Origin of the sequence: Mesorhizobium sp. B2-4-13 (assembly GCF_006658535.1) — a bacterium.
Classification (GTDB): Bacteria; Pseudomonadota; Alphaproteobacteria; order Rhizobiales; family Rhizobiaceae; genus Mesorhizobium; species Mesorhizobium australicum.
This window is the reverse complement of sequence record NZ_VFVB01000002.1, coordinates 246,695-266,478: the sequence shown is the minus strand read 5'-3', so window position 1 is coordinate 266,478 and position 19,784 is coordinate 246,695. Positions and strand designations below refer to the sequence as shown.

The window sequence follows — 19,784 nt, the reverse complement described above, 5'->3', positions numbered from 1 at the left end:
CTTGCCTGGGCGAATTTCTTCGGCTTCCTACCGAGGACGAATGAGCTTCCCGGAAATCGACATCGGTCCTGAACTATTTTCATTGCCGGAGCAGATCGGGAATGCCGCCAATCAACAAGGCCGCGCATCCTGGTTTATGGATTTCACGTCAGTCATCGCCTTGGCGTGTCCGCAGTGATGTAAAAAAAATGGAGGCACTGCCATGGTTCAGAGCGAACGCGCGAAAATGGCTGATGATGAATGGTATACGTGCCTGGATGACGATCTTGGCGCGTTGCGCGGCTTGGCCGCGGATGCGGTGTTCGAGCACAATACGCTGCCGCCTCGCCGACGCGGGAATCTCGGGCCGGCCCTGCGGACACTGCTGGGCGGCGTGGGCGAGGGTGCCCGCATCGAGGCGCCGTTCCATTGCGCCTACGGCTTCAACATCTTTCTCGGCGCCGGCACCTTCCTCAATGCCGGCTGCACCATTCTTGACACCGCGCCGGTGCGTATCGGCGAGGGGACGCTGCTTGGCCCCAATGTGCAGATCTATTGCGCCGAGCACCATAAGGAGGCGGCAAGGCGCCAGGCGGGGCTGGAGATCGCCAAGCCGGTCACGATCGGTGACAATGCCTGGATCGGCGGCAGCGCGGTCGTCCTTGGCGGCGTCAGCATCGGCGAGGGCGCCATCGTCGGCGCCGGGGCGGTGGTGACGCGCGACGTGGCGGCGCACACGACCGTGGTCGGCAACCCGGCGCGGGTGGTCAGGCGGGGCTGACACTACGCGGCGGGAACCTGATCGTCGCTTCAAAACCGTCCCGTCGGCCGGATGCCGGTGAGGTCAGGACAAGCGTCGCATCGATCTGCTGCAGGATTTTGGTGACGATCGCCAGTCCCAGGCCTGATCCTTCGGCACGCGTCCCACCGCGTTCGAACCGTTTGACCAGACCGCCGGGAGCTGACGCCACCGGACCTTGGTTGATCACGCTGAGCCGGGCATCGTCAGTGATGCGAACGACAACCTCGCCGCCCTCGGCGCCATGCCGCAAGGCGTTCTCGATGAGGTTGCGCAGGATAATGGCCAATGCATCCGTATCGATCGCGGCCAACGCCTTGCCTTGGTCGGACGCTTCAAGACGAAGCCGACCCCTGTTCTGGCCGTGCTGCTCGAAGTCGGCGACCACCAATGCGGCGACCGCAGCGAGATCGGCTGGCTTGCCGGCGATCGCTACTCCGGCGTCGGCGCGCGCCAGCTGCATCAGCTTTTCGGACAGGCCGGCGAGGTCGGACAGAGCCGCCTTGATCTGGCGCGGGCGTTTTCTTGCCGCCTCGTCGGATGTTTCCGCGATCAGGCGCTCCGTTTGTGCCAACGCCCCAGCGATTGGTGTGCGCAATTCATGCGCGGCGTTCGCCGTGAACTCCTTTTCAGCATCGAGCGCCATATGCAGGCGCCGCATCAGGCTGTTGACCGACTTGGCGATGGCGGCAAGTTCGGAGGGCAGGTCCTCGGTGCGGATCGGAGCAAGGTTGTCGCCGTGGCGGGCGCTGATTTCGCCGCGCAGTGTCGCGATCGGCCTCAGGAAACGCGTCAGGGTCAGCCACGCGACAAGTGCGCTCAACGGGATGAGAATGACCATCGGTATGAGGAAGCCGGTGGCGGCTTCGAGCGTTTCCTCATTGCGCCGTGAATCGAGCTCGGCGACCTGGATGAGTATTGTGCCGCTGACCGCGGGCTCGGTGTAGATGCGCCATCCGGCTGCCTCCGAGAAGCCCTGCGCGAGCTCAGCCGTGAGCGGCTCCGCGGGAGCGTCATGGGAATGCATGAGAACGCGGCCGCCGGCGTCCCGCACCTGGAAGATGAGGCGGCCGCCTTCGTCGTCCGAAACAGCCTCCCCCAGCCTGCGCGGCGATTGCGATGCCTCACGCCCGAACATATCGTCGATGACCAGCGGCAGCAGTCTGCGGGCTGCCTCCTGCATCGAATTGTCCATGGCTTCATTGATTTCGCGGTGCAGCGTGATGCTTCCGGTGCCAGCGGCGACCAGGCCAACAGCGACCGTGACGAGGATCAGCGACGACACGAGGCGACCGGCAAGGCTGCTGAAGACCTTCATGGGAGTGCAAGGCGGTAGCCCAACCCCCTCACGGTTGTAAGGACCTGGCGCCCGATCTTCTTGCGCAAGCGGCTGACATAGACTTCGACAGTGTTGCTTTCGATCTCCGCGCCGAAGGCATAGAGCGCCTCCTCGATCTGGTTCTTGCCGACTGTCATGCCGGGCCGGCGCAGGAACTGCTCCAGCACCGCCCATTCGCGCGATGTCAGCATGGCCTCCGTGCCGTCGATGGTAACGCGGCGCGCGGCCTGGTCGATTTCGACGGCTCCGAGCCGGATCAAAGGGTTGGGGTTTCCGGCATAGCGGCGCGCGACCGCGGCAAGGCGTGCAGACAACTCGCTGAGATCGAAGGGCTTGACCAGATAGTCGTCCGCCCCGGAATTCAGCCCCGCTATGCGGTCTGAGAGCTGGTCGCGCGCGGTCAGGATGATGACCGGCGTATCGGTGCCTTCACGACGCAGCGTTTTAAGGAATTCGAGACCCTTGCCGTCGGGCAGATGCAGGTCAAGCAGGAGGAGCACATAGGAAACTACACGGAGGTGATCGCAGGCACCGCCAAGCGTCGTGCTCCAGTCCACGGCGTGGCCGTCGGCAGCGATATGATCGCGCACCGCTTCGCCCAGCACCGGATCATCTTCGATCAACAGAACGCGCACTTCGCCTCCGTGTCGCTGCACACGCGCCTTCATGCGGCACGAGGCTGACAGGAAGCTGAATGAAAGCCAACTGAGGCTTTTACCCGATGCGATGCGTGTTCAGGCTGCTGTCAGGTTTCGCGGCCAAGGTCCTCGACATCGGAATCGGCCGATGGAGAAAATAAGATGAAGACCTTGATCCTGACCGCGCTGGTTATGGCTTTTGCCAGACCGGCCTTCGCCGCCGACAAATGCGATGTGCCGACCGGCCAGTGGCAGCCGCGCGAAGCCTTGCAGAAGAAGCTCGAAAGCGAAGGCTGGAAGGTTCGCAGCATCAAGACGGAACACGGCTGCTATGAAGCCAAGGCGCTTGACGCCAATGGCAAGAAGCTGGAAGCCGTCTTCAATCCCAAGACGCTGGAGTCGGTCGGTGCCGATTCCGATGACGGTTGACGGCCATGAACGCCACTGTTTCGACACGAGAAACCTCGGTCGAGTCGACACGAGAGGCCTCGGTCGAGGTCTGGAGCCCCTACGTCCGCCTCTTTCACTGGTCGCTAATCCTTTGCGTCGCGGTGGCGTGGCTTTCTTCAGGCGAAATCATGAAGGTGCATGAACTGGCCGGCTACAGTGCCGGGGTTCTGATTGCCTCGCGTTTGATCGCCGGTCTGGCGGGGTCGGGATACACGCGCTTCCGTCAGTTTGTGCGTGGACCGCGCGTGGTGAGTTCTTATCTCGCCGACGTGGCGCATGGCGATGAAAAACGCTATCTCGGCCACAACCCCGCCGGCGGTGCAATGGTGCTGGCGCTTCTGGCTTGCGTGGCAGGAATTGCGCTCACCGGCTGGATGCAGACCACCGATGCCTGGTGGGGCGTGGCCTGGGTCGAGGATACGCACAAGATCCTGGGCAATGGTGTCCTGGTGCTGATTGGACTTCATGTCGGCGGCGTGCTGTTCGCCAGTCTGCGTCATCATGAAAATCTGGTTCGCGCCATGATCACCGGCCGTAAACGCGCGGCCTCGCCGCAAGACGTTGGCTGACCGCGGAGAGCGGAAATGCAAGGGCACCGCAGCGACGCGACGCCCTTGCCGTTCGATCACGATGACAGGGCCAGCGCCACCCGTCCGTCCTGATCGACCCGTCTGGAAAACTCGCGCCGATATTGCGCGGGTGATGTCCTTAGCCGCGCGGCAAAATGTTGGCGCAAGGAAGTTGCGCTGCCGAAGCCGGCCTCGAAGGCGACCATGTCCACCGGCTTGTCCGTCGTCTCCAGCAGCCTCTGCGCCAGCGCGACGCGCTGGTCGGCCAGCCAGTCGCCGAAGCTGGTACCTGTCGTCTGCTGGAAACGGCGGGTAAAGGTGCGGCGGGTGAGACCGGCCGCGTCAGCGACGCTGTCGAGACTGTGCGGTTCGCCTGATGTCGCGCGCACCATGTCGAGAGCCTGGGTAAAGCGGTCGGCGGCTGGGCTCGGCGCTACCGGGCGTTCGATGAACTGCGCCTGTCCGCCCTGTCGGTGCGGCGAAAGCACGATGTGCCGGGCGAGCCGCAGTGCCGCCTCGGCGCCATAGCGTGCGCGTACGATGTGCAGGCAGCAGTCAAGCCCGGCGGCGACGCCGGCGGAGGTGACGATGTCGCCGTCATCGACGTAAAGCACGTCCGCATCGACCGAAATGTCGGGATGGAGAGCCTGCAACTGATCCGTATAGGCCCAATGCGTGGTCGCCTTCCGTCCCGAAAGCAGGCCGGCGGCGGCGAGGGCAAAGGTGCCGAGGCAGAGGCCCACGATCAGCGCGCCGCGCCGGTGGGCGCGGCCGAGCGCTTCCTCGAGCGGTTTTGCCACAGGCGCTCCGAGATCCTTCCAGCTCGGGATGATGACGATATCGGCGTCTTCGAGCGCGGCAAGCCCGTGCGGGACCAGGATGCTCAATCCGGCGTCGGTCTGGATCAACCCTTCCTCCACCCCGCAGACGCGGAAGTCGAAGCGCGGCAGGCCGAGCCTGGTGCGGTCGGCGCCGAACACCAGGCACGGCACGGAGAGATGGAACGGACTGATGCCGTCGAAGGCGAGGACGGCGATGATGGGAGCGGTCATGGGGCGTTTCCAGTGTGAAGGAGGATTGTCCCAATTCTTTCGTATGATGTCAATCGGGCCACTGTTGGCGCCTCGGTCAGCAGGCTATCTTCGGTCCATCGCATTCAAGCCTGAAAGGAAATATCATGTCTGCCCCAGCCAACACCGCGCCGCGCCGCGCGCTGCTCGTCGTTGACGTCCAGAATGACTATGACGGCGGCAACCTGGCGATCCAGTATCCGCCGTTCCGCGACAGCGTCGTCAACGTGACGCGTGCCATGGATGCCGCATCGGCAGCAGGCATCAAGGTCGTGGTCGTCAAGCAGATGGCGCCCGAGACGTCGCCGATCTTCGCCCGGGGCAGCCATGGCGGCGAACTGCATCCCGAGATCGCCAGGCGCGGCCGCGACCATTATGTCGAGAAGAACTTGCCAAGCGCCTTCACCGGTACCGACCTCGAGGACTGGTTGCGCGCCAACGCCATCGATACGATCGCGGTCGTCGGCTACATGACGCATAATTGCGACCTGTCGACCATCATCCATGCCGTGCATATGGGCTTCGCGGTCGAGTTCCTGTCCGACGCGACCGGTTCGGTGCCTTACGCCAACAGCGCCGGTTACGCCTCGGCCGAGGAGATCCATCGCGTGGTGAGCATCATCCTTCAGTCGCGCTTCGCCGCGGTGCTCAAGACTGCCGAATGGATCGACTGCCTGGAGACCGGCGCGCTGCCGGAACGCGACACGATCCATGCGTCCAACCAGCGGGCGCTGTCGCGCAGCGCCGCGTAGGACGATCCGCAAACGAGAAGGGCGCCGCGGCGATGCGGCGCCCTTCTTGTTCTTGTCGAGATGAAGATCAGAACAGGCCTTCGATCTGGCCGGCCTCGTTGAGGAAGATCTTTTCCGACGACGGCTTGCTCGGCAGGCCAGGCATGGTCATGACCTCGCCGCAGATGATGACGACGAAGCCGGCGCCGGCGGACAGCCTGACCTCGCGCACCGGCACGGTGTGGCCGGTCGGCGCGCCGCGCAGGTTCGGGTCGGTCGAGAACGAGTACTGTGTCTTGGCCATGCAGACCGGAAGGTTGCCGTAACCGGCATCCTCCCAGGCCTTCAACTGGTCGCGCACCGATTTGTCGGCGATGGCTTCCGAGCCGCGATAGATGCGCTGAACGATGGTGTTTATTTTCTCGAACAGCGGCATGGAGTCGGGATAGAGTGGCGCGAACTGCGAGGCGCCGGATTCGGCGAGCGCCACCACCTTGTTGGCAAGCTCCTCGATGCCGGCGGAGCCGTTGGCCCAGTGCTTGCACAGGATCGCTTCCTCGCCCATCGAGGCGACATAGTCCTTGAGCGCCTGGATCTCGGCGTCGGTGTCGGAATAGAAGTGGTTGATGGCAACGACCGCCGGGACGCCGAACTGCCTGATGTTCTCGATGTGGCGTCCAAGGTTCGGGCAGCCCTTCCTGACGGCTTCGACATTCTCCTTGCCAAGGTCTTCCTTCTTGACGCCGCCATTCATCTTCATGGCGCGTACGGTGGCGACGATGACGGTGGCGGCCGGCTTCAGCCCGGCCTTGCGGCACTTGATGTCGAAGAACTTTTCGGCACCCAGATCAGCACCAAAACCGGCTTCGGTGACGACGTAGTCGGCAAGCTTGAGCGCCGTTGTGGTGGCGACGACCGAATTGCAGCCATGCGCGATGTTGGCGAACGGGCCGCCATGCACGAAGGCCGGGTTGTTCTCCAGCGTCTGCACCAGATTGGGCTGCATGGCGTCCTTGAGCAGGACGGCCATGGCGCCATCGGCCTTGAGGTCGCGGGCATAGACCGCCGACTTGTCGCGGCGATAGGCGACGATGATGTCGCCGAGGCGCTTTTCCAGGTCCTTCAGGTCGGTGGCGAGGCAGAGGATGGCCATTACTTCCGAGGCGACGGTGATGTCGAAGCCGGCTTCGCGCGGAAAGCCGTTGGCGACGCCGCCGAGCGAGCAGATGATCTCGCGCAGCGCCCGGTCGTTCATGTCCATGACGCGGCGCCACACCACACGGCGGGTGTCGATGCCGAGTTCATTGCCCCAGTAGATGTGGTTGTCGATCAGGGCCGACAAAAGGTTGTGCGCCGTGGTGATGGCGTGGAAGTCGCCGGTGAAGTGGAGGTTCATGTCCTCCATCGGCACGACCTGCGCGTAACCGCCGCCGGCGGCACCGCCCTTGACGCCGAAATTCGGGCCGAGCGAGGCTTCGCGGATGCAGACGATCGCCTTCTTGCCGACGCGGTTGAGGCCATCACCGAGGCCGACGGTGGTGGTGGTCTTGCCCTCGCCGGCCGGGGTCGGGTTGATGGCGGTGACGAGGATCAGCTTGCCGTCCTTGTTGCCCTTCACCGACTTGATGAACTCGGCCGAAATCTTGGCCTTGTCGTGGCCGTAGGGCAGCAGATGTTCGGTCGGGATGCCGATCTTCTGGCCGATCTCCTGGATCTGCTTTTTCCTGGCGCCACGCGCGATCTCGATGTCGGACTTCACTTCGGCCATGACGGCGTTCCTCTGGATTGGACGGTGGAGGGGACGGGATTGATCTTACTCGCAAGAAGGCTGGAGCCGGACGCGCGGGGCATCTAACCCTGTCGCTGCGGCGGCGTCAACTTTCATGCAACTATGTTTCCTATAGAGAAAATTCCTCTGCGGCGGGCCGACCTATTCCCGGTTCTTTATGGCTCCGCTTGCCGCGCCGTATAGAAGCCAGAGCAGGGGCGCTTCCGCCGTCTCAAAACAGCCGCACAATGCACGGAATGCGACAGACGCGACGACGCAAATCCGCCATCGCGAGTGTTGCCGTGGGACAGCGCTACTGCGTCAGCACGTTGCTGATTTCAACCATGTTCGAGCGCACCCGAAGCACGTAGAAGCCCATCGTCGTCAGATGGGTGGGCAGCAGCCAGCCGTCCTCGCGGCCATTGGCGATGATGAAGGGCTGGATGCGCAGGGCCGACACGAACTGCGCGTCCATCGTATCCCACAGGCTCTGCAGGTGCTTTTCCTTGATGACGTCCTCGAAGTCGGCCTGGGCGCCCTTCATCAGGCCGTAATAGGCATAGAGCTGGCCATAGGCGAACCAGTAGCGGTCGTCGGCGCGGGTGTCGAACCAGCCATTGTTGTGGTTCTCGGCACGCTCCTTGAGGATGGCGGAGGTCGAGCCGATGTCACTGGCGATGCGATCGATATACTGCTTCAGATTGTCGGCGCGGGCATCGAAAGTGGCCTGGCAGGTGGCGAGCCGGGCATTGAACGAACGCAGCTTGCGCACGGCGTCGCGATAGTAGCTCGGCGTCGGTGTCTTCGGTCCAAACGGGCTCACGCCGAAATACCAGGTATACTCGTCGAACTGCAGATTGCCACGCGCGTCCTGCAGGTCGGCATCGATCTGCGAGGTGGTGCGCACGCGGCCGAGATTGTCGGCAAGTTCGGTCGCCGTGCGTCGCACCGCCTGGTTGATGCCGCGCTGGAAAGAGGCCTTGTTGTCCATCCACGGGGTGTTGTCCCAGTCAATGCCGAACAGGCCGAGCTTGTAGAGGATCATCGACGAGATCCAGGCATTCTGGTTGACGTTGAAGTCAGTCAGGTCCGCCGCCACCTGGGCGATGCCGGAGTTGCCGCAAGTCTTGGCCGTGTCGGTGCCGGCGCCGGCGGCCACCTGTTCACCGGCGGAAACGTTGCGCTTCTCGAACGTATAGGTGTCCGGGTAGTTCGGGTTGAACCTGTTCCACCACTGGGTGGCGTAGAAGAAGTTGGCGTAAAGGCCGATCAGCACCAGCAAGGCTAGGCCGACGACGGCCTTCAGGATCCAGCCGCGCTGCGTGTACCAGCGGCCGGCCCACAAGAAGGGCCACAGGATCACGCCGATCAGAAGGCCGATGCCGCGGCCGATCCACTGGAACAGCTTGACGAAGAAGTTCACGATCGGGTCGAGCATGGCTGTATCACCCCCTCAGCACGATGCCAAAAAGTTGCAGGCTTTTTGGATAACATCATGCACCAAAACAACAAGTTAGAACGGAATGACGGTTATATCGTTCTAGTCGGTCAGGCCGTAGAGGCGTGTGCGAAACGCCACCTTTTCCTTCAAATATGTGGTTTTCAGAACGTCCACAACATGCGATCGCCAAGCGTCGCTGAAGCCGTCATAGTCCTTGTAGAAGCCGTCCTTGTTGAAGATGTAGCGCGATACGAAGTCAGACGGCACGAAATCCGAGATCAGCCGGTTGGTCAGCCAGGCGTCGGGATGATCAGGCTTGGCGCGGACCACCAGGAAGCGCTGTTGCGGGAAGACGTCCTCGATCTTGAGGTGGCCGAGCTGGGCGATCTCGCGCTTGGCGGCGTTGAGGAAGGGAAAATTGCCGTCCCTGGTGATCAGGTCGGCATGGCTCTGGATCCAGGTCTGCAGCCAGACCTTGTCGACATCGGTCAAATTGCGGTTCGGCTCGGCGTCGCGGATCAGCGCGCGCACCACCATTTCGGCGCGGTGCTCGAGATAGCCCGAGGTTTCGATCCAGGAGGCGCGCGGCAGTTCGATGCGGCCGGTGGCGGCCAGGAATTTGAACACCTTGTCGGCGTCCTTGATGGAGAGATAGCTCACCTGCCAGGGCCGCGAGCGGCGGAAACCTGGAGCCGCCGGATCGCTGATCACCGTCGTCATGTCGGGATCGACGAACACGTAGAGGCCGCCGAAATGGCTGGTCCAGTAGGCGTTGTGGCGGAAGATCACCTGGTCGGGCACCAGCGCGTTCTCCCTGATGTCGCCGCAGACCTTGGCGAGTTCCACCATGCGGGTCAGCATGGCATTGTCGCGCCAGGCGTCGGGCTCCTGCTTCAGCCGGTCGACGAGCTTGCCGAGCTCGGCCGCCTTGCCCAGCACGTCCTCGGCCGACAGCACCTTGAACTCGACCTGGCTGATCGACAGCAGGTCCTCGATGTCGTTGACCTTGGGAACGGAATCCTCCATCTCGCCGTAGATCACGTCCTTGATGGTCAGCGCGTCTATGGCGCGCTGGTTCCTGGACATGAATTCGAACATCAGCTGCGAGGTGTTCGAGAAGGCCGTGTGCACCACCGGCAGGTCGATCTGCGACGGCGTCAGGATGATGAAGCGGCGGTTGACCTCATTGGGATCCAGATAATCGTAGTCGCCACACTCCTCGGCCACTTCGGGCGAAAAGCCGGTGCGGTCGATCTGGAAGCTCTTCAGCTTTGTCGGCTTGAGACCGAAAGCCGCCAGCGCCTTGTTGTAGCGCTGGATGAGATGCGGCTCGTCGACCGTGAGCAGCCGGCCGTAGATGAGTTCGTTGTCGCGCAGGAGATCGGGTTTTTTGCTCATCTTGCCTTCTCCCCGTTCACGGGGAGAAGGTGCCCGAAGAGCGGATGAGGGGCGGCGCAAACGCTCATCATCTCGTCTCCAAGATTGAAGGCAGAAACTTCGCGTCGATGCCAATCATCTTCTTGTTCAGCCGACCATCCACGGCCGCAACGATGGTTTCCAATACGCTCTTTCGGCCGCTCAAAACATCAGCGTGCCAAATCCTCAATACCGACCAACCATTAGCGTTCATCGTTTCGTCCCTGTAGCGATCCCGGGATCCACCTGCATACTGGCTGCCATCGACCTCCACGACCAGATTAGCCTCACGACAGGCAAAGTCGGCGAAATAGGGCCCGATGGGCAGTTGGCGAATGAATTTGTGGCCATTCAATCGTCGCCCACGCAGTTCATGCCAGAGCTTTTCCTCGGCATCGTTCTCGATTTTCCGAAGCTCGCGGGCTCTTGCCACCTTGGGCTCGTTTCCACCACGCATGGCGCTGCCCCTCATCCGCCCTTCGGGCACCTTCTCCCCGTGAACGGGGAGAAGGAAGAAGAGCTCGCCTCACGCATTCCACAGACCCTTCTTCTTCATCTCCTCCATCTCGCGCGCTGCGCGTTCGCGCAGCCTTGCGTCGCGCAGCAGCTTCTCCACCGCGGCATCGTCGGACTTGTCGGAATAGCGGAACTCGGAATCGGCGTAGCGGTTGATCTCCTGCATGACCATGGCAAGCGAGAACGGCCCGCGCAATTCCTCGATCATCGCTTTCTTGTCGTCGTAGCTCTTGTGCATGAAGGCTTCCGGCTTTTCGAACCAGTCGTCGGGAAGCTCGATGTCCATGGCACGCATCTTGATGGCGTCGGTGACGTTCTTGATGGCGCGGCCGGTGAAGCGCGGCTCGGCGTCCTTGATCAGGTGCAGGTAGGTGCCGATGTCGGCCATGGTCCTGGGCGCGCCATTTTCCTTCATGTAGCGCTCGTAGACCCGCACCAGTCCGTCCTCCCGCGGCTTTTCATGCTCTTCATAGGCTTCGGTCACGGCGCGCTGGATCTCCTGCGCGGCGTAGAGTTCGTGCTTGCCCAGGGGGATTTCGTGGTTCTTGCCGGCGAGCAGCACGAAAATGTCGATATAGTCGTCTCGGGTCTGCGGCCCGTCGACCAGCCAGCGGGCGCCGGCGCGCTGGCGCAGCGCATCGTCGACATTTTCGGGATAGTTGGAAAACATGCCGAACGAGCAATTGCCACGCACCACGGTGGCAGCACCGGCGAAGGCGTCCATCAGCACGCCGGTGATCTCCTGCTGGCCGGCCGATGCGCGGTCGTCGGAACGGCGGGCGGCCACCTGGTCGATGTCGTCGATGGTGCCGAAGCCGATGACGCGCGGGTTCAACACATTGTTGATGAACTGGCGGCAGTTCTGGCCAGACTTGCCTTGGTAGGACGAAATCTGGTCGACGCCGAAATTTTCATAGGCAAAGGGATAGCCGGCGACCTGGCAATAGCCGTTGACAAGGCCGGCGATCATCTGGATCAGCGTCGTCTTGCCGGTGCCGGGCGCGCCGTCGCCGATGAAGGTGAACAGGAAGCCGCCGAGCTCGACGAACGGGTTCAGTTCACGCTCGAAATCATAGGCCATCAGCATCTTGGCGAGCTTGACGGACTGGTATTTGGCGATGTGGTTGCCGACGACCTCTTCCGGTTTCTTGAAGGTCATCACCAGCGGCTTGGAGCGCTTGCCCGGCGCCACGTCGAAGCCGTCGAGGGTGAAGTCGTCGGCGTCGATGCGGATATGGGCGTTCTCGAACGGGCCGATGCCGTCGAAGCGGCTTTTGCGCGCCAAAAGCCCGTCGATGGCGACGCGGGCGAAGGCGCGCGTCCTGGTCGTCAGGTCGCCGTCGTCCGTCGAGCCCGCTATCGCCTTGTCGAGGCCGGCCAGGATCGATTTCACGGCATCCTGGGGCGTGTCGAACAGGAAGTCCGGCTCGGGGATATCGTTCGGCGCCTCGCCGTCGCCGTCGATGAGCTGGAACAGATACGAGGCGAGGCTGAAGGCCGAAATATAGGCCGAAGCCGACAGCAGTTTCTTGAAGGTGGACGCCTCGTCGCCTTCGAGCGGCGCGCGGGTGTTCCTGGCCTGCAGGCTTTCGAGATCGGAGCCTTCGGCGAAGACGTCCGATACCGCCAGCGCGATCGCCGTGCCGCGGCGGGCGCGAAAGAGCAGCGTGTGCTGCGGGATGGTCAGCAACTGGTCGTCGGGATGAACGGCGCCGACCGTCTTCGACAGCTCGACCTCGCGGGTGCGGCGCACCTGACCGACCGAGACGGTGGAGACGAAGCGGCGGTTGGTGCCGGCCAATGCCGTACCGGATTCGCGCGATGGATCCTCCAGCACGACGATGCGGGTGATGAAGCTCTGCGCGGTGGCCCGGTGTTTTTCGATAGCCGCTTCCGGGATGGTGGTCAGGCCGGTGTCCATGAAGGGTGCTCCGCGGTGTGACGGTCAGACGTCTGAGATGACCTGCCCATTCGACAGGATGTGAACCTTGTAGCCGCCAAAGATCTTCTGTGCTTCGCCGGCCGCGTAAAGCGCCTGGTAGGCTTCGTGCGGGATCAGCGCGTGGTTTTCGTAGCTCGACACGCCCTGGCGGGCGGCTTCCAGGTCGTCGGTGTTGATGAAGAATTCCTGCGTCGTCTTCTCGCTGGAGAACAGGCCCTTGCGGCCGGGCTTCTCGCCCTTGGAATAGACTTCCTGGATGGTCCAGGTCAAAAGCCAGGCATTTTCGGGCTTGCGCACTTTGGCCAGCACTTCCGTCACCGTCGAGTTGTTGTCGGTGATGCCTGCCGAGTAGAAGGGGCCAAGCACCACCCGCCTCAGCTGTTTGGGGTGCAATGGCTCGAAATCCTTGTCGAGATTGACCGCGATGGTCGCCGGCGACAGCGTATAGGCCGAATTCTTCTCGGTGAAATCGTCGAAGCGGTGGGCAAGCTCGGGGTTGAGCAGGCCGTCGACGGGCAGCGGAATGTCGACCTTGTCGTTGAGCTTGCCGCTCCGGTCGACAAGCTGGCGGACCATGCTTTCCGAGGAATCCTCCACCGTCACCATGTAGACCAGAGGCAGGTTGGCGCTGCCGTCGAAGCTTGCCCAGTGGACGAGGTAATAAGGCCGCGCCGTCTTCGGATTGACCGACACCTTGGCCGTCTGCGCCAGCGTGAACGGACCGAAGGTCTGCTCGCTCTTGACGTCTTCGAGATAGAGCCGCTCGGCCATCGATTTCTGCAGCGCCTCGGGAAACTCCTTGTGGCGCAGGATGAAGTCGGCCATCTCCTCGCGCAGCTCGCCGGCCTGGGGGATGTTGGCGAGCCGCGCGTCGGCCTGCAGGCGGTCGTTTTCCAGTTCAAGCAGGTTCTGGAACACCGGGTAGCCGCTCTCGGCGCGCGAAATGCGGAACGTGTCCATGAAGCCCAGCCGGTTGCGCCAGCAGGAAAAGGACTTGTCGAGCCGAGCGATGTACTCGGCAACGATCTTGGCGACGATGCCGTGTCGGTAAAGCGGCGAGCGGTCGTCGCGCATGAACACTTCAAGGCCGCTGAGCGCGGCCGTGATTGCCGAGAAATACCGCGCCGCGGCGTCGTTTTCGGGGGGCATGCTGTCAGTCCTGGGATTGTCGCACCGGTGCGCGCGGCAATTATGACTGCACGTAGTTGGCCGAATTGTGCTTCTTCAGCACTTCGTCGAAGCGGCGGGCAAAGGCATCGTCGGCCAGCTTCTTGCGGCGCTGGATGTCGGCGCTGGCGACCATGTTCTTCTCGTGCATCTCCAAGAGATCGCCGATGTGCTTCTGCGAGGCGGCGCCGATGCCGGCCATGGTTTCCTCGGCCGTGTTGTCGACCTGGCTGCCCAGCGTGTTGATCTTGTGGGCGACGTCCTGCTGGGCGGCCGTCTTCAGCGAGTCCTCGAGCGCCTTGTAGAGCACGATGCGCTGTTCGGTATCGATGGTCAGCTTGTTGATCAGCGTCGACTGCGCGGCGATCTGGTTGTTGAGCGAATCGACGAAGGTCTGGAACATCGAGGTATAGCGCTCCAGCGTCTGGCTTTCGGCCAGCAGCTCCTGCTCCTTCGCCTGCTTTTCATTGTATTCGGTGGCGAGCTTGGAACGCTCGCCCTCGAGCTGCGTGCGGTCTTTCTGGCTGGTCGAGGCGGCGATCCTGTTTTCGATGTCGAGCAGCATCGGATTGAGCTCCTCGATGCGCTTCTGCACGGTTTCGAGGTTGGTCATGGTGGTCTTGCGGCGCTCGATCACCTGCGACAGGCTGGCCTCGGAGGTCTTGTAGCGCTGGTCGAGAATTTCCTTCTGCGCCTTCAATATGCCGACGATGGTATCGGACTTGGCCAGCAGCTCCTGCAGGTTGCCGGCCAGCGACATGTTGCGGACGCGATCGGTGCGCATGCGCTGCTTGCGCTGCGCCGAAAAAACGCCGACGAAGTTTTCCCAGCCGGTATAGTTCTTCATGCTCTCGAACTCGGCGCCGAAAACATTGGTGGCGTCCTCCAACCCGATGATCAGGTCGGCGATGTTGCCTTCCATCACCTTCTGCTGCTTCAGTACATCCTCGATGCGGGCGTTCTCGATGTCGAAGTTGGCGTCGCCGATCTTCTTGTCGGTGGTTGCAAGCGTGTCGAGCACGGTGCCGGATTGCTCGATCTTGGTGCGCATGTCCTGGACGACCTGCTTGGTCTTGGCAATTTCGGCATCGAAATCCTGCAATGTCGCCATAGGGGCCTCCCGCTTCGGCTTCCGCTCGCTGGTTGCGAACAGCGGCGAATATATGTGGGGTATCAGGGGATTGAAAGACGTGAAGACAGTGGGTGGCGCGAAAACAAATATCCGGCCGAACCCTTGAAAGCCAATGGAGCCGTGGTCATGGCGTGATCAACTGGCAGGCCAAGCCTTGTTCAGCTGGTTTTGAACTTTCATGCCGGCAAAGCAATCCATCCACGCGGAAGCGAATGGCTCCTAAACTCGACAACAACTGGCCATTTGCAGCCCCACACGGCGGCACAAGCCGGCCCGTCCGACGACGAACGGCGTCTGCTCAGGGTTTGGGGTCGGCCTTCAGATAGGCGACGACGTTGGCGATGTCGTCGTCATTGCTGAGGCCGCCAAAGGCCATCCTGTTGCCGGGCACCTTCAGCTTGGGCGATCTGAGGTATTCGGCAAGATTTGCCTCGTCCCAGAGGAGGCCGGCAGCACCCGCGCTCTTCATGGCGTCCGAATAATGCCCGAGGAAGCTTTCGGCGGTTCCCGCCTTGCGGCCGACGACGCCCATCAGATGCGGGCCGACCTTGTCGCGGTCGGACGCCGCCTCATGGCAGGCCATGCATCGGTTGAAAACATGTTTGCCCAGCACAGGATCGCCCCCGGCCCGGGCGGTAACGGAGGTGGCAAGCAAAAGAAGGCTGGCGGACAAGGCGGCTCGAAGCATGGCTGACCCCGGGAGGCTCTGGCTGAGGGTGGGAAAATAGGGCGCTGGCCTTAACAAAGGCACCATAGAACGGCGCGGCCGACAAGAGGTGGCAGCCAGCTACCCACGCCGACGCCCCAGCGAGCCCCATTCAGCGGCTGATAAAGCCGATGAAGTCGTCAGGTGCGGCGCGGCCCATTTCCTCTTCCCAATGCCGGCGGCAGAGCGAGACATAGACGTCCTTGCCGATCGCCACCTGTTCGCCCTGCCTGGCCACCTTGCCGTCGGGACCGAGGCGCACGACCATCGTCGCCTTGCGGCCGCAGCGGCAGATGGTGCGCACTTCGCGCAGATCGTCGGCGATCGCCAGCAGCGCGCGCGAGCCGGGAAACAGCTTTCCCTGGAAATCGGTGCGCAGGCCATAGCACATGACCGGGATGTTGAGCCGGTCGGCGATGCGGGCAAGCTGCCAGACCTGCTCCTCCTCCAGGAACTGCGCCTCGTCGACAAAGATGCAATGCACCGCCGTGTGCTGGTGATGCTCGGCGACGCGGGCGAACAGGTCGTCGCCGTCGCGGAACATCTCGGCTTCCGTTTCCAGCCCGATGCGCGACGAGATCAGGCCGGTGTCACCCTTGCGGTAGTGGCCGGCGACGAACAGCATCGTCGTCATGCCGCGCTCGCGGTAATTGTACGACGCCTGCAACAGCATGGTCGTCTTGCCGGCATTCATCGTCGCGTAGTGGAAGTAAAGCTTGGCCATGCCGCTCTTTTAAGCCGACTTGCCAGGCCTCGGGGAGGGGCCGGCGCCGCATTCCCCTGAAAAAGCCGCCATTGCCGAGGCAGATTGCGCTTGGGCTCGGCGCGGAAAGCGTCAGCTGTGTCGCTGATGGGCCAGCCAGCGCCGTTGATCGTGATTGTCTTAGCGCTTGAAACCACTCCAGAATGGTGTTTGGCTGACGAAACAAGGCGGGCACAAAAACCGTAACTTCGCTTCGCCAAAGAATCGAAATGGGAGAATACAGATGTCGCGCATGAATTCCTTCGTCGCCGGCCTAGGCCTGGCGGCTTTCCTGTCCACGAGCGCCGCCTTCGCCGGCGATCCGGCAAGCTGCAAGGCGGTTCGCCTCTCCGATGTCGGCTGGACCGACATCCAGGCCACCACCGGGCTGGCCTCGGTGCTGCTCACCGCGCTCGGCTACGAGCCGCAGGTGATCCAGCTCTCGGTTCCGGTGACCTATGCGTCGCTGAAGAACAAGGACCTCGACGTCTTCCTCGGCAACTGGATGCCGTCGATGACCAATGACATCAAGGATTATACGGCCGACGGTTCGGTCGAGACCGTCAGCCAGAACCTGGCCGGCGCCGGTTACGGCATCGTCGTGCCGACCTATGTCGCGGATGCCGGCGTCAAGTCGCTGACCGACCTCGGCAAGTTCAAGGACAAGTTCAACGGCAAGATCTACGGCATCGAGGCCGGCAATGACGGCAATCGCATCATCCTCGACATGATCAAGAACCCGAAGGACAATCTCGACGGGTTCGAGCTGGTCGAATCCTCGGAGGCCGGCATGCTGACGCAGGCCGAGCAGTCGATGAAGAGCAATGAGTGGATCGCCTTCCTCGGCTGGACGCCGCATCCGGTGATGGGCGCCATGAAGATCACCTATCTCGACGGCATGGGCGACAGCGGTTTCGGCGCGGCCACCGTCTCGACCAATGTGCGCAAGGGCTACATGACCGAGTGCCCGAATGTCGGCAAGTTCATCGCCAACCTGAAGTTCAATCTGGATATGGAAGGCCAGATGATGGACGCCATCCTGAAGGGCAGCGATGCCAACAAGGTGGCAACCGACTGGTTGAAGAAAAACCCGGATGCGGTCAAGCCGTGGATCGCCGGCGTGACCACCTTCGACGGCGGCGACGCTGCGGCGGCGGTCAAGACCGCGCTCGGAAGCTGAGCCGACTTTGATTTCGGCGTGACCGAAACAGAGGGCAGTCTTTGTGGAAAAGGCTGCCCTTTTTCGTATCCTGTGACAAGATGACGTCGCGACAGTACGGGGCCGAAGGCAGAGCTCTGGCAAACGAGGGGTGAGATGGATCCGATTTCCAAGTTCATGGTCGATCACAAGATCCCGATCGGCGCCTGGGGAAAGGCGTTCTTCGGTTTCCTTACCGACAATTTCGACACCGTCTTCAGGGCGTTCTCGAATGGCCTCAATTTTCTGCTCGACGGGCTGGTCAACATCCTGCTGATGGTGCCGCCGGTGCTGCTCGCTTTGGTGATTGCCGTCATCGCCTGGCTGCTGCAGCGTTCGCGCCCGCTCGCCATTGGCGTTTTCATCGGGCTGATCTTCATCATCAACCAGAACCTTTGGAAACAGACGGTGCAGACGCTGGTGCTGGTTGTCGCGGCGGCGGCGGCGGCGATGGCGATCGGCGTGCCGCTCGGCATCTGGGCCGCGCACAAGCCGAAGGTCTATCGCATCATGCTGCCGGTGCTCGACCTGATGCAGACGCTGCCGACCTTCGTCTACCTGATCCCGGTGCTGACGCTGTTCGGTCTTGGCAATGCGCCCGGCCTGATCGTCACCATCATCTTCGTCATCCCGACCGCGGTCCGGCTCACCCATCTCGGCGTCGTCTCGGTACCGAAGTCGATCATCGAGGCCGGCGAGGCCTTCGGCGCCACCAAGAGCCAGCTGTTGTGGAAGGTCGAGCTGCCCTCGGCGCTGCCGACCATCATGGCGGGTCTGACGCAGTCGATCATGCTGTCGCTGTCGATGGTGGTGTTCGCGGCCCTGATCGGCGCCGGCGGGCTCGGCACGGAAATCAACCGGGCGCTCGGTTCGCGCCGCATCGATCTGGGCCTTGAGGCCGGTCTCGCTATCGTCGTGCTCGCCATCGTGCTCGACCGGATGACCCGCATTGGCGTTGGAGGCAAGAAATGACCGTCGCCGTCGATTTCAGGAATGTCGATATCGTCTTCGGCGCCGACCAGGCCGGCTCGCTGGCGATGATCGACAAGGGCGCCACCCGGGCCGAAATCCTCGAGAAGACCGGCAATGTGCTCGGCTGCGCCGGCGCCAGCCTGACCGTGCATGAAGGCGAAATCTCGGTGCTGATGGGCCTGTCCGGTTCGGGCAAGTCGACGCTGCTTCGCGCGGTCAACCGGCTCAACGTGGTGTCGCGCGGCCAAGTGTTGGTCAAGGACGGTGACCGCACGGTCGATGTCGTCACCTGCGACGAGCCGACCCTGCGGCGGCTGCGCCAGAAGCAGGTGGCGATGGTGTTCCAGCAGTTCGGCCTGCTGCCATGGCGCACGGTGGAAGAAAATGTCGGGCTCGGCCTCGAACTCGCCGGCGTGCCGGACGCCGAGCGCAAGGAGCGGGTGCATCGCCAGCTCAAGCTGGTCAATCTCGACCAATGGTCGAACAAATACGCCCATGAGCTGTCGGGCGGCATGCAGCAGCGCGTCGGCCTGGCGCGTGCCTTCGCCACCGAGGCGCCTATCCTGTTGATGGACGAGCCGTTCTCGGCCCTCGACCCGCTGATCCGCACCAAGCTGCAGGACGAACTTCTGCAGCTGCAGGCGGAATTGAAGAAGACCATCATCTTCGTCAGCCACGATCTCGAGGAGGCACTGAAGATCGGCAGCCACATCACTATCATGGAGGGCGGCCGTATCGTCCAGACCGGCGCGCCGGAAGACATCGTGCTGCGCCCCGCCAACGATTATGTCCGCGACTTCATCGCCAATGTGAACCCGCTCTCGGTGCTGACCGCCTGGAACGTGATGCGCGACCGCCGCGATCTCGAACAGGGCAAGGACGGCTGGGTGTGGCTCGACCGGCGCAAGACGACGCGCTTCAAGATCGACGAACACGGGCTGGTGGCGGCGGCCGAGCGCGACGGCAAGCCGGCCGTATGGGTGTCCTGCGCCGATGTCGAGGGCCAGCCGGAGGAGTTGGCGCAAGTGTTCTGGGCCAATCCCGGCACCTCGCTGAAGACCGTGATGCTGGCCATGCACCGGTCGCAGACCGCACCCGTGGCGCTGTTCGACGACCAGTCGCGCTTCGTCGGCGCGATCGGCATCCGCGACGTGCTGAGCGCGGTGCTGCGGCGCTGATGCATGTCGCCCAAAAGTGACCTCGGTTTTG

At 62.7% G+C, this 19,784-nt stretch carries 20 protein-coding genes; 8 read left to right on the top strand and 12 right to left on the bottom strand.

Translation table 11 applies throughout. The features are described from left to right. Nucleotides 1–40 precede the first annotated feature (40 nt). Entirely contained in the window at nucleotides 41–178 is a 138-nt protein-coding gene (locus FJ936_RS30445) for a hypothetical protein (RefSeq protein WP_181171287.1), read from the top strand. A gap of 24 nt (nucleotides 179–202) precedes the next feature. After that, nucleotides 203–760 (top strand): sugar O-acetyltransferase, encoded by a 558-nt coding sequence (locus FJ936_RS05455; protein ID WP_140790911.1) that lies wholly within the window; start codon nucleotides 203–205, stop codon nucleotides 758–760. Here the strand turns inward: FJ936_RS05455 and FJ936_RS05450 are convergent. Next, nucleotides 747–2,096 carry an ATP-binding protein gene (locus FJ936_RS05450; RefSeq protein ID WP_140665152.1) on the bottom strand — a complete coding sequence of 450 codons (1,350 nt, stop codon included), beginning with the start codon at nucleotides 2,094–2,096 and terminating at the stop codon, nucleotides 747–749. The genes FJ936_RS05455 and FJ936_RS05450 overlap by 14 nt on opposite strands. Then, nucleotides 2,093–2,752 (bottom strand): response regulator, encoded by a 660-nt coding sequence (locus FJ936_RS05445; protein WP_140665149.1) that lies wholly within the window; start codon nucleotides 2,750–2,752, stop codon nucleotides 2,093–2,095. Before FJ936_RS05445 ends, FJ936_RS05450 begins: the two co-directional genes overlap by 4 nt. A gap of 165 nt (nucleotides 2,753–2,917) precedes the next feature. Here FJ936_RS05445 and FJ936_RS05440 point away from each other — a divergent pair, with 165 nt between their 5' ends. Then, nucleotides 2,918–3,184, top strand: a complete 267-nt coding sequence (locus tag FJ936_RS05440; protein WP_140665146.1) for a PepSY domain-containing protein — start codon at nucleotides 2,918–2,920, stop codon at nucleotides 3,182–3,184. A 5-nt stretch (nucleotides 3,185–3,189) separates the two neighbouring features. Beyond that, nucleotides 3,190–3,774 (top strand): cytochrome b/b6 domain-containing protein, encoded by a 585-nt coding sequence (locus FJ936_RS05435; RefSeq protein WP_140790984.1) that lies wholly within the window; start codon nucleotides 3,190–3,192, stop codon nucleotides 3,772–3,774. 56 nt (nucleotides 3,775–3,830) lie between these two features. On the opposite strand, the gene FJ936_RS05430 is transcribed toward FJ936_RS05435, so the two are convergent. Next, entirely contained in the window at nucleotides 3,831–4,826 is a 996-nt protein-coding gene (locus FJ936_RS05430; protein WP_140790909.1) for a helix-turn-helix domain-containing protein, read from the bottom strand. 125 nt (nucleotides 4,827–4,951) lie between these two features. On the opposite strand from FJ936_RS05430, the gene FJ936_RS05425 reads away from it, so the two are divergent. Next, nucleotides 4,952–5,596 (top strand): cysteine hydrolase family protein, encoded by a 645-nt coding sequence (locus FJ936_RS05425; protein WP_140617662.1) that lies wholly within the window; start codon nucleotides 4,952–4,954, stop codon nucleotides 5,594–5,596. A gap of 67 nt (nucleotides 5,597–5,663) precedes the next feature. Here FJ936_RS05425 and FJ936_RS05420 read toward each other — a convergent pair whose 3' ends face one another. The 9 genes from FJ936_RS05420 to FJ936_RS05380 form a co-directional block, all read right to left on the bottom strand. Further along, nucleotides 5,664–7,343, bottom strand: coding sequence for a formate--tetrahydrofolate ligase (locus FJ936_RS05420; protein ID WP_015316036.1), 1,680 nt, complete (start codon nucleotides 7,341–7,343; stop codon nucleotides 5,664–5,666). Nucleotides 7,344–7,656: 313 nt separating this feature from the next. After that, nucleotides 7,657–8,781 (bottom strand): DUF2333 family protein, encoded by a 1,125-nt coding sequence (locus FJ936_RS05415; RefSeq protein ID WP_015316037.1) that lies wholly within the window; start codon nucleotides 8,779–8,781, stop codon nucleotides 7,657–7,659. 102 nt (nucleotides 8,782–8,883) lie between these two features. Further along, nucleotides 8,884–10,182, bottom strand: coding sequence for a DUF6638 family protein (locus tag FJ936_RS05410; protein WP_140617664.1), 1,299 nt, complete (start codon nucleotides 10,180–10,182; stop codon nucleotides 8,884–8,886). A gap of 67 nt (nucleotides 10,183–10,249) precedes the next feature. Further along, nucleotides 10,250–10,657 (bottom strand): DUF559 domain-containing protein, encoded by a 408-nt coding sequence (locus FJ936_RS05405; RefSeq protein WP_140617665.1) that lies wholly within the window; start codon nucleotides 10,655–10,657, stop codon nucleotides 10,250–10,252. Nucleotides 10,658–10,726: 69 nt separating this feature from the next. Continuing rightward, entirely contained in the window at nucleotides 10,727–12,637 is a 1,911-nt protein-coding gene (locus FJ936_RS05400) for an ATP-binding protein (protein ID WP_140617666.1), read from the bottom strand. Between the two features lie 24 nt (nucleotides 12,638–12,661). Next, entirely contained in the window at nucleotides 12,662–13,807 is a 1,146-nt protein-coding gene (locus FJ936_RS05395) for a hypothetical protein (protein WP_140617667.1), read from the bottom strand. A gap of 40 nt (nucleotides 13,808–13,847) precedes the next feature. Further along, nucleotides 13,848–14,936 (bottom strand): hypothetical protein, encoded by a 1,089-nt coding sequence (locus tag FJ936_RS05390; protein ID WP_141906210.1) that lies wholly within the window; start codon nucleotides 14,934–14,936, stop codon nucleotides 13,848–13,850. 319 nt (nucleotides 14,937–15,255) lie between these two features. Next, nucleotides 15,256–15,645 carry a cytochrome c family protein gene (locus FJ936_RS05385; protein WP_140617669.1) on the bottom strand — a complete coding sequence of 130 codons (390 nt, stop codon included), beginning with the start codon at nucleotides 15,643–15,645 and terminating at the stop codon, nucleotides 15,256–15,258. A gap of 130 nt (nucleotides 15,646–15,775) precedes the next feature. Beyond that, nucleotides 15,776–16,387 (bottom strand): thymidine kinase, encoded by a 612-nt coding sequence (locus tag FJ936_RS05380; RefSeq protein ID WP_140617670.1) that lies wholly within the window; start codon nucleotides 16,385–16,387, stop codon nucleotides 15,776–15,778. Between the two features lie 262 nt (nucleotides 16,388–16,649). On the opposite strand from FJ936_RS05380, the gene FJ936_RS05375 reads away from it, so the two are divergent. From FJ936_RS05375 to choV, 3 genes are all read left to right on the top strand, one after another. Next, nucleotides 16,650–17,585, top strand: coding sequence for a choline ABC transporter substrate-binding protein (locus tag FJ936_RS05375; protein WP_023781406.1), 936 nt, complete (start codon nucleotides 16,650–16,652; stop codon nucleotides 17,583–17,585). A 135-nt stretch (nucleotides 17,586–17,720) separates the two neighbouring features. Then, the gene (gene choW, locus FJ936_RS05370; protein WP_140665124.1) at nucleotides 17,721–18,575 is read left to right on the top strand and encodes a choline ABC transporter permease subunit; all 855 of its coding nucleotides are present in this window, start codon (nucleotides 17,721–17,723) and stop codon (nucleotides 18,573–18,575) included. Continuing rightward, nucleotides 18,572–19,753: a choline ABC transporter ATP-binding protein gene (gene choV / locus FJ936_RS05365; RefSeq protein ID WP_015316047.1), complete on the top strand. Its 1,182-nt coding sequence runs from the start codon at nucleotides 18,572–18,574 to the stop codon at nucleotides 19,751–19,753. The genes choW and choV overlap by 4 nt, the downstream gene beginning before the upstream one ends. Nucleotides 19,754–19,784: the final 31 nt, after the last annotated feature.